Genomic DNA, 9198 nt, shown 5'->3' with positions numbered 1-9198 from the left:
ACAAATAATACAAAACGCAGAAACGCTTTATGAAAGCTTAAAAGAATTTCGCAAACTTGATAAAGATATAGGCGAATTATACGACAAAAAAGAGGATGCCTATACACGCTTTATTAATGAAATCTCTAAAGATATTCAAGAAAAATTCCCAATCTTTAAATTTTGCAAAAGTGAAAGCTACAATATTAATATCTCATTTTCTACATCAAAAGTTTTTGAAAAAGAAAGAAAACGAGGCGGACGCATAGGTTTTTGGGGAGTTTTACGCATGCCTCGTAGTGATGTGGGCTTGTATATTGATTTCTTTTATTCTTCAAAAGCTGGCGAAAAAGAAGCCAAAAAAGCCAAAGATTATTTAAAAGATATAAATTGGGATTTAAAGTAAAGGACAAGCGATGACAGGGTTAAAATTCAAGGCATTTTTTAAAGTTGATGGACGAATTTACGAAGTGCTAAGTATCGACTTCGCAAACGAAGAAGTGACGCTTTGGGATGAAGAAACTGGCGTTAGCTTTGAAGCAGATTTTGACGAAATTGAGCTAATGCAATACATAGGAATAAATGACAAAAATGGCGTGGAAATTTACGAGGGGTATATTATTGCGCCGGATAATTCCTTACCTGATGAGGCTCGTGTTTATTGGTGTGAGGATAAAGCTTGCTTTGCTATAAAAAGTATAGCGGGGCTATTCACCGATTTCATTTTTAATTTTAAAGATGACGTCATATCGAATTATTTTATAGTCGTCGGCAACATATATGAGAATAGGCAACGCGACACAAGCGAAGCGAAGTAGGAAAACAAATTTGGAGATTAAATAATGCAGCTCTTTTTAGTATTCGCAAGCACGATATTTATCGCGCTTAGCTTCACGGCGATAGTGGCGCTTGTGTTGCTAAAAAGCTAAAGGACAAGCGATGACCAAATCCCAAGAGATTTACCGTAAGCAGCTTCTAACCCGCATTCACACCGCCTCGCTATACAAGCAAATAAAGGCGGCGGATGCGTGGGAGGATTGGCTCGGCTTCCGTTTCGGCGTTTATAGCTGCAAAGAGCTAAGCATAAGCGAGCTTGAGCGTGCGCTTGATATTTTATGTGGTCGTGCGCAGGACGGGACGGACTTCAAGCCCGACATATTGGGACGAAATTTGATCTACAATGCAAGTGCGGATCGTGCGAGCGCGACAAAGCGAAGCGGAAAGGACGCAAAGCCCGCCGCCAAAAGGATAAGCCCGTCGCAGTTTGCTCGCATAAGCGCGCTTGCCGCCCACCTTGGTATGGACGAGCGGGGGCTTTTGGGCTTTACGATGCGGCAATGTAAAATTTTACTCGGCAAGGAAGAGCAGCTGGCAAAGCTAAGCGCGGCAAACGCAAGCAAGCTAATCACCGGGCTAAGCAAGATCGCACAATTTCGTGCCAGCAAAGGGCAAGTATGATCTGCCCGAAGTGTGCCTACGAAAAAACCTGCGTCATAGCCACGATCAAAAGCACTACGGTGCAGCGTTGGCGCAAATGCCCCAAATGCGGCACCAGCTTTTGTACGATAGAAATTTTAAAGACCGACGAGGAGCTAAATAGATATGCAAAAGAGGCCCTGAAAGAAAAATTAGACCGCCCCTGCTGACTATTGCCTAGAAAATTTGCTATAATCTGTAAAAACAATGGGACATAAATATGGTAAATCAAAACGTTTTAGCGATGATAGTTTGGCTTATCATTATATTCTTTATAGCTAGGACGATTATCAAAAAAAGCAAAGATGGCTCGCCCTCGATAAGAAATACCACTAAAATAGGCATAAATATAACTACTCCAATAAAGCAATTTGACAAAATCAATATTATTAGTGAGGTGGAGCGTCTTTATCTAGAGAGCTTGCAACCGTGCCTATACGATGATTTTAAAAAGCTTGATAAATTTGAAAAACTTACAAAATTTACGATTAAGCTTTTAGATATTGAAACGATTGAATTAGTTCTTAAAAATTATTTATTGAGCGATATTCGATATTCTGCGCTCAATAAAGAAAAGCGAGCTTATATTAAGAGGTTCGGTTATAATTCATATACTTTATATGAGGCGACGTGGCATTATAGTAGATTGGCATATAACGTAGCCTTATACTTCACCCAAATTTATTGCAATAACAGTAAATTTTGGACTTTTAAGGTGCCTAATACGGAAAATAAAAATCGCAAGCTTCATAAGAAATTTTTAAAAGCAAACGATGAGTTTTTTAGCATATACTATCCACCGAATTTTTGGATGGACGATTCGCAAGTAAGGGCATTATCAGATGATTTTTTACGTATAACTGACGACTACGAAGAATTGCAACGCGACATAAAGCCGACATTACACAGAGACTTCGATTTTAATGTTCCAAAATATATATTAGAGAACATTTTACCAAAAGACAAACTTGATTTTTTAATAAAATATGCGCAAACAAATAACCTTATGATATTTTAATTTGATAGCACCTCCGATATTAGCTTATATTGCAATTTTTATATCGCTCCCTCTTTACTTTACCGCCTTTTCTATTTCACGGATTAGATAGTTTTCTATATCTTTTTGCAACGAGGGTAGCAGCGCTCCGCTTTTATCTATCGGCAGAAACGGACGAGCAGGGATATAGATGCCCCGGCCCCAGCCGTTATGCGAGCCGAATTGATGCGTTAGCCCGTAGGGAAAGCCCTCATTTGAGCTATTATTGCTTATCGTTACGCTGGTTTCGCTCGGATCAACGCTCCAAAGCTCCGCCAAATGTCCGGTTACCCGCAATATTTTCTTACTGCCGCCGGCGCCGAATTTTGCTAAAAATACGCGGTTACGCGTCCTTGCGCCTCCTCGCGCGCCGTTTTTTCTCATATACGCTATGGCGGTATTTGCGCTTAGAGGCGTCCACGCCTGCCCGAATGGGCTGCGCTCTCGCTCGAAGCTTAGCTCTATCTGCAGCTTTACCTTTTCGCCGATACTTGATAGCTTGCTTTTCATCTGCGCTCCGCTTAAGCTATTTTGCAGCGCCGTGAGCTTCGCCTCTATCTCCTCCATGCCTGTGATTTTTATTGACATTTTTCCGCCTTGGTGGTATAATCGCCTTAATAAAGCCGCTTATGCAAGTAACGTTGGTAACTTGGCTAATTTATTAGCGGATGGCGGGTTCGACTCCCGCAAGCGGCTTTATTTTATTTCCTCTAAATCGTATGTCCTCAAATCTTTCCTATCTATCTTACCTAGAGTAACGATTAAATTAGATATTCCAAATTTCTTTATCGTGTAATCTAGCGTTATAACCGCCTTATTAATCTTGCTTTTATCCTGCTCGTCATCCCAAAAAATCAAAATATCTTTTTTGCTCTTTTTATCAAAAAAATATCTTTTAGTCTTATCTAAAATTTTAACCAACTCTTTAATTTCATCTATGCGAAGTGCCTGATCGTATTTGCTCTTGCGTTCGGGCGAAAAGTGCAAAATTTTCTCTTTATTTAAGACTATACCTATATCTGCTAGCTCGGTTTGCATCGTTTCGTTATAAAATTTCACTATATTCGGTTTTAGGGTTCCCACTTGAAAGGTATTTATAGGGCTCTTTATATTTTTCTTTATCAATAGTTCGCTTACGGCTTCAAGTAACGAGGCCTGCCAAACGTAAAGATCGCGCTTATGCGAAAAGTCCTTTAAATCATCTTTAACCGCCTTTTTAACGCTTTTTGAAACCGCACGACTTTTGTTAAGCTTAGCTAACTTCTCCGTTAAAATTTTATCTAAATTGTCCGTCTTGCCGACGTTATATGCCCAGTCGGGGTGGATTTTAGTGGGCGGAATTTGCTTAGCTATGCTCCAGCCCTCTCGCCGCAGATCATCGTCATCTACCACCTGCACCTTGCAGCGGCAATTCCAGCCGTTAGGTGGATAGCCCTTATCCCAAAACGGATGGGTTTTAGGCAGTATCAGTCCGTGCAGTGCGCGGTGGCTCGCCCTGGTGCGATCATCCAGCACCGCGACGTAACGAAAATATGGCAGATCCGAGCTCATCTGGCTTTGGTAGCGCGCAGCGGCATAGGCTACTCGCATATTGGTGTTATAGATATTTTTTAATCGCCTGTCGCCGACGTAAATTTGCTTTTGCTCGCCCGTTTTAGGGTCAGTTACCGCTACGTCCCCTAGCCAGCCTTTGCGCGCTAGGGTGTCTTTGATACCGCGCTTCCATTCATCAAATCCTTGCCCCTTTTGCGCGGCAAGAGCTAGGCTTTCTTGAATATCTTTCAGAAGGTCGAGCCTCGTGATCTTGGCAACTGTAAAGACGCGATGATGCGCCTCGTGCATAATCTCGTCATAATCGAAATGAAGTTCCGCCCGTTTCTTTTTGATATATTGTACGACCTGCTGCGGCGGAGCAAAAAAGCTAATATTCATCGTCATCCGCGCCTAAAATTTCAGCATTCGCTATAATCCGAAATAGCTCATCCTCCAGCGCATCGAGTTTAAAACCGAGTGGATTTTTAGCAAGTATCTCGTAAGCCTGCTCGTAGGTTTGAGCTTTATCCACCACGCTTCTTACGTATGATGAAATTTGCGAGCTTGCGGCGCTAAAATCGTGCTGCGCGGTTTGCCGCTCTATCTCTGTAAGATATTTAGCCTGTTTTGCAGCGTTCGCGGAATTCTTTTCTGCGTCCGTCTGTGCGGCCGGCTTATCATCCGCATTTTTCGGCATAGCTTTTGCGCTTGGCGGAAGGTCGAATTCCTTTGCCATATCTTCAGGGCTCATCTCGTATCCTAGTTCATGCAAAATTTGAAGCATCTGTGCGCGCTGGAGCAGATCCACGTCTTTTTCGATTTGAATGTTTAGATTTGCCCTTTTGCCAAGACGCGCATATATTCGCTCGACTAAGCGGCTTGCAAATTTCACGTCCGCAGCGACTATCTCGGCACGATTTTGCTCGTGGGTTTTGCTCATTGCGTAGCTGCCGCTTTGTGCGGTATTCGCATTCGAGCTAAGCACCGAGCCGTTTATTACCTTGGCTATCTCTGCGTCGCAATAGCGCACAAACTCCATAAAGTCGGCTTGGCTTCCTCTACCCTCAAGCACTTTGATAATGTCGTTCGGACCTAGCACCGCGTAACTGCCGCTTTTGATACCCTCAAGCGCTTCAGCCATTTGGGTGATGACGTTTTCGTCTCCGCTTGAGCTATTGCCGATCAGCGGCGGCACGCCTAAGAATTCCACGAATTTCAGGTAATGGCTAAGCACGAAATGTTTGGCAAACACCAGCCATAAAATTTTTAATAATGCCGGATCTTCCTGCCTAACTACTATAAAAAACGGCTCTTTGGCTTCAATATCGCGTGAGCCTATCCGCAGATAAGGCTTGTTTTCTACGATATTAATATATATTCTATCTACTACGTCAAATTTTATATTTGCGTCCTCGTCCGCATATACTTCTAAAACGCTAAGACCGAAAATCCTAGCGCTCACCGCAGCCTTTATGATTTGCTCGATATTTTCGTTTTGATCCTCGCCTAGATCGTGGGTAAAAAATTTATTCTCTACCGAGCTTAGACGCTTTTCTATTTCAGCCCCTACGGCGCTATCCTTATCCATTATGAGCGAAAATGCAGGGAATAAATAATTCTGCTGTTTAGTAAGCAGTGCGGCGCGGATCTTAGAGGGGCTTAGCTCTACATATCCCGCTACGTCGGTCTTGGAATAAGCTCCCTTGGGCCTTAGAAGCTTAATTAGCGATCTTAAATCTTGTTTTTTCATCCATCATCCTTAAATTTCATTTGCGTGCGTTTTAAGCGTCTTTAACCTCTTGGGCGATAAATCGCACGTCCAAAAATATTTAAACGCTTTTAAACGGCTTTTAAAAGCGTTTAAACGGCATTGTTCTTATCAGCTCTGCAACATATCTTTTATCATATCGCGTTTGCGTTTCCGCTCTTTTATTATCTGCCTAGCCCTTGCATAATCAAACGCCGGTACCTTTGCGATGCGCCATGCCATCTCTAGCGCATCCAGCCCGTCATCATGCGCGCTTTTAGGGTAGGTATCAAGCTCGTCTATGAAAACGAGCGAGTTTTTATCGCTTAGGATCACGCCGTTATTTATAGGCGGGGTTAGGCTATCGATACGAAGCTGCTTAGGCACGCTATTTTTAAGCTCTATGATAGGCAGATAAAGCCCTAATTCGCGGGCTTTTTTGTCGAGCATATCCTTAAAAAACTCCTGAAACTGAATAGTTTCGATCGCGATTTTAAGCGGGCGGTTAAGTCGTAAAATTTCAAGCGCCGCTGCTATGATACGATCCATCATAAGCTCGGGCTTTACTTTTGCCATTTTAACGCTTGCATAAAATTTGCCCTCATAAGCCCCAAGCGTAGCTACGGCGAAATAATCGCCCTTGCTTTTTCCTAATGCGGGGTCAATCCCCATATAATAGGCGTCGCAAAGAGGCATCTGCTCGAAAGTTTGATACCCGCTAAAGCTTGCCTCCTCTTTACTTAGTGGCTCGTTTTGGTATTCGCTCATAAAGGCGCTTTTGGAGCTTAGAAACTCCTGTTTTATGCGCTCTTTATCCAGCCTGCTATCATCTAGCAGCAGCTCTTTCATATCCCACTTTTGCTCATCTACGTTTGCGGGAAAAGCGCGTACCAGCGGATAGGATAGAGTTTTGAAATCCGCTCTTGCTTCTATGCGAAATAAGAGGCTATCGTAATGCAGCGTCGTGCCGACTACTACGATATTATAAGCGTTATCGCCGCGGGCAGGCAGCTTCATAATGGCCTTTTCAAACCACTCATAAAGTTTGTCGCGCTGCGCTTTCGTTTTGACGTTTTCGTCGTTTTCCAGATCGTCGCAAATGATAAGATCCGGACGAAATCCTCGCCAGTTTTCGCCGCGGATCTTTTTGCCTGCACCGTAAGCGGAAATTTTAAACGCCTGCTTACCGCTATAAAATACGATCTCCTCCTCCGTCCATTTATCGCCCTTGCTAATGCCAAAGTCTCTAATCAAAAGTTCGTTTTCCTCAAGCTCGTTTTTTATAAATTCGATCGTCTTTTTGGATAGATTTATCGTAGCGCTAATGATTACGCAGTTACGCTTTCGCGCGGTTACCGCGGTATTAAAAAGTACCCAAAGCCTTGAAATCAGGGTAGTTTTGGCAGCTCCTCTATAAGCCTTAAAAAGCAGATGCCTATTTTTCGTGCTTAGCTTCGCCTCATTTTTATAAAAATCTGCTCGAAATTTAGAAGTTTCGGGCAGGCGTACGTGAGCGCTAAAATAGATCCGTACGCACTCTTTAAAGCTTGCGCGCGCAGCCTTTATCCTGCCGTTTCTTTGCGGATCGATGGCGCGTCTTAGGGATTTGAGCTTGATGCGCAGCGCTTCAATATCTTCATTCATTGCTTGAGCACCCGGCGTAAAATTTCATCCGCATTCGCAGCCAAAAACTCTGTCACGGCATCGCATTTTTTCTTCGTGGCAAGATCAGCAATCTCATTTATCGCGCGGCTTGCGGCGTCTAGCATTTGAGCCTTCAAATCCGTTTTTAATGGGGCTTTAAGGCTATAATAGGTTTGCGTATAGTTTTTTAAAATTTCGAGCCTCTCCTGCGGCGGCAGCTCCTGCATCTGTGAAAACGCCCGCTCGAAGCTTTCTATCAGCGCAAGGATAAAACCTTGCTCGCTTTTGATGGTATTACTTTGCTCTCTGTTTTTTGCAAGCGCTAGCTCATCCCAGTCCTCGCCCGCGGCTTTTGCTCTAGCCTTGGCGGCATAGATACTTTGGCGACTTACGCCGCAAGCAGTAGCGATGTCGGTGATTGAGTAACCCCTAATAAACATATCGCGTGCGGTTTTAACGTCCAAGGCTTACCTCCTTAAATTTGCGCGTCGTCTCACTTTGCTATGCGCGACGATTTTATTTTTATCTCGCATTTTAGCCCGAATTTTTTTCCGTTTCACTCTTGATAGCCCCTAAATAGAGTGATTTTAACGGCGTTTGTCCGTATAATACCGCCAAATTTCGAGACGGAGGCAGTATGAGACAAGGCATAAATAGCGTTTTAGAGCTAAATTTTAAGCAGGACGAAAAGGTAAAGGTTTCGCCGGTCGGCGAAGTGATAGGTCTTGACGGGCGCGCGTTTCGGATTGACGGCGCCGCACTGATAGCCTCCATAGAAAAAAACGCCCTTGATATCGCCCTTGATGAAAACCACAGCTTTGGCGCGGCTTTAGGGTGGTTTGATAAGGATAGTTTCGAGCTTAGAGATGGCGGGATTTACGCTAGCCTAAGCCTAAATAAAACGGGTGAGGAGCTTATCGGCTCGCGGGCGTATCGATACCTAAGCCCCGTTTTTGATATGGGAGAGAATAGACGGGTGATCGGGCTTGATAGCGTAGGGCTCGTAAATCGCCCAAATTTGCTAAATAATGCAATCAACTCAAAAGGAGAGGAAGAGATGGATAAAGAAATTTCGGAGCTTTCGGCGAAAATAGACGCCCTAGGCAAGCAAATAGAGGAGCTTAGCGCAAATTTTGCCGAGCGCAAGAAGGCGGATGAAGTGAAAAAAGAGGAAGGGGCGCCCGATGCAAACGCTAAAAAAGATGGTGCGCCGGATAAAAAAGAGGACGCAAACGCCAAAGAAAGCAACGCGATAGTAGAAAAGATCACGGCGCTAGACGGGCAAGTACAAAAACTCAATTCGCTTTTGGGGGCATTTTTCGGCAAAAAGGAGCTTCAAAAAAATAGCGCGTCCTCCCTAAGCGACGAGCAGAAAAAGGTGGCCTCTCTTTTAGGGCTTAGTGAAGAGGAATATATAAAAGGAGCTAAATAATGGCAAATTTTGAAGAGACATCGATCGGCTTTAAGGCGGTCTTTCAAAAGACCTTCAACGATACCAAAAGCGAGGCGGATGTTCTTGCTATGCGCGTAGAAAGCAACGATCTAAGCGAGAAATATGTTTGGCTGGGTAACTTTCCGATGATGAAAGAGTGGGTCGGCGATAGGGATATCAAAAAGTTCAAGGATTACGGCTATGCGCTAGAAAATCAGCCTTTTGAAGCGAGCGTTACGGTGCCCAATACTCATCTTGAATATGACAAGGTCGGGCTCTATAAGCCTGCGATCGAGCAGATGGCGTTCAATGCGAAAAAATTCGGCGGCGCGCTGGTAGCGAAGATCCTCG

General features: G+C 43.8%; 12 protein-coding genes and 1 tRNA gene. 8 read left to right on the top strand and 5 right to left on the bottom strand.

Features of this window, described 5'->3' with window-relative positions; translation table 11 throughout:
• The 5 genes from Q0256_RS07640 to Q0256_RS07620 form a co-directional block, all read left to right on the top strand.
• The coding region (locus Q0256_RS07640) for a hypothetical protein (protein ID WP_297961873.1) at nucleotides 1-385 on the top strand (385 nt) is incomplete at its 5' end.
• A 10-nt stretch (nucleotides 386-395) separates the two neighbouring features.
• Nucleotides 396-797, top strand: a complete 402-nt coding sequence (locus tag Q0256_RS07635; RefSeq protein ID WP_297961869.1) for a YopX family protein — start codon at nucleotides 396-398, stop codon at nucleotides 795-797.
• Nucleotides 798-918: 121 nt separating this feature from the next.
• Nucleotides 919-1437: a hypothetical protein gene (locus Q0256_RS07630; protein WP_297961866.1), complete on the top strand. Its 519-nt coding sequence runs from the start codon at nucleotides 919-921 to the stop codon at nucleotides 1435-1437.
• Entirely contained in the window at nucleotides 1434-1625 is a 192-nt protein-coding gene (locus Q0256_RS07625; RefSeq protein WP_297961864.1) for a hypothetical protein, read from the top strand. The genes Q0256_RS07630 and Q0256_RS07625 overlap by 4 nt, the downstream gene beginning before the upstream one ends.
• Before the next feature lie 50 nt (nucleotides 1626-1675).
• The gene (locus Q0256_RS07620; protein WP_297961861.1) at nucleotides 1676-2473 is read left to right on the top strand and encodes a hypothetical protein; all 798 of its coding nucleotides are present in this window, start codon (nucleotides 1676-1678) and stop codon (nucleotides 2471-2473) included.
• A gap of 54 nt (nucleotides 2474-2527) precedes the next feature.
• Here the strand turns inward: Q0256_RS07620 and Q0256_RS07615 are convergent, their stop codons facing one another.
• Nucleotides 2528-3079 carry a phage virion morphogenesis protein gene (locus tag Q0256_RS07615; protein WP_297961858.1) on the bottom strand — a complete coding sequence of 184 codons (552 nt, stop codon included), beginning with the start codon at nucleotides 3077-3079 and terminating at the stop codon, nucleotides 2528-2530.
• A 34-nt stretch (nucleotides 3080-3113) separates the two neighbouring features.
• On the opposite strand from Q0256_RS07615, the gene Q0256_RS07610 reads away from it, so the two are divergent.
• A tRNA-OTHER gene (locus Q0256_RS07610) sits at nucleotides 3114-3187 on the top strand.
• Here Q0256_RS07610 and Q0256_RS07605 read toward each other — a convergent pair.
• From Q0256_RS07605 to Q0256_RS07590, 4 genes are all read right to left on the bottom strand, one after another.
• Nucleotides 3188-4423, bottom strand: coding sequence for a phage minor head protein (locus tag Q0256_RS07605; RefSeq protein WP_297961854.1), 1236 nt, complete (start codon nucleotides 4421-4423; stop codon nucleotides 3188-3190).
• Nucleotides 4413-5774, bottom strand: coding sequence for a DUF935 family protein (locus Q0256_RS07600; RefSeq protein ID WP_297961852.1), 1362 nt, complete (start codon nucleotides 5772-5774; stop codon nucleotides 4413-4415). The genes Q0256_RS07605 and Q0256_RS07600 overlap by 11 nt, the downstream gene beginning before the upstream one ends.
• A gap of 129 nt (nucleotides 5775-5903) precedes the next feature.
• Nucleotides 5904-7415 (bottom strand): phage terminase large subunit, encoded by a 1512-nt coding sequence (gene terL / locus Q0256_RS07595; RefSeq protein WP_297961850.1) that lies wholly within the window; start codon nucleotides 7413-7415, stop codon nucleotides 5904-5906.
• Complete coding sequence (locus Q0256_RS07590; RefSeq protein WP_297961847.1) at nucleotides 7412-7879, bottom strand: DUF1804 family protein; 468 nt, start codon at nucleotides 7877-7879, stop codon at nucleotides 7412-7414. Before Q0256_RS07590 ends, terL begins: the two co-directional genes overlap by 4 nt.
• A gap of 173 nt (nucleotides 7880-8052) precedes the next feature.
• Here Q0256_RS07590 and Q0256_RS07585 point away from each other — a divergent pair, with 173 nt between their 5' ends.
• Together Q0256_RS07585 and Q0256_RS07580 are read left to right on the top strand one after the other, a co-directional pair.
• On the top strand, nucleotides 8053-8847 hold the full coding sequence (locus Q0256_RS07585) for a phage protease (RefSeq protein WP_297961844.1): 795 nt from the start codon (nucleotides 8053-8055) through the stop codon (nucleotides 8845-8847).
• A partial coding sequence (locus Q0256_RS07580; RefSeq protein WP_297961842.1) for a Mu-like prophage major head subunit gpT family protein occupies nucleotides 8847-9198 on the top strand: 352 nt, incomplete at its 3' end. The genes Q0256_RS07585 and Q0256_RS07580, both read left to right, overlap by 1 nt.

The organism is uncultured Campylobacter sp. (assembly GCF_937949835.1).
Taxonomy (GTDB): Bacteria; Campylobacterota; Campylobacteria; order Campylobacterales; family Campylobacteraceae; genus Campylobacter_B.
Note: the sequence above shows the minus strand (reverse complement) of the source record. Positions and strands in the feature narration are given on the sequence as shown.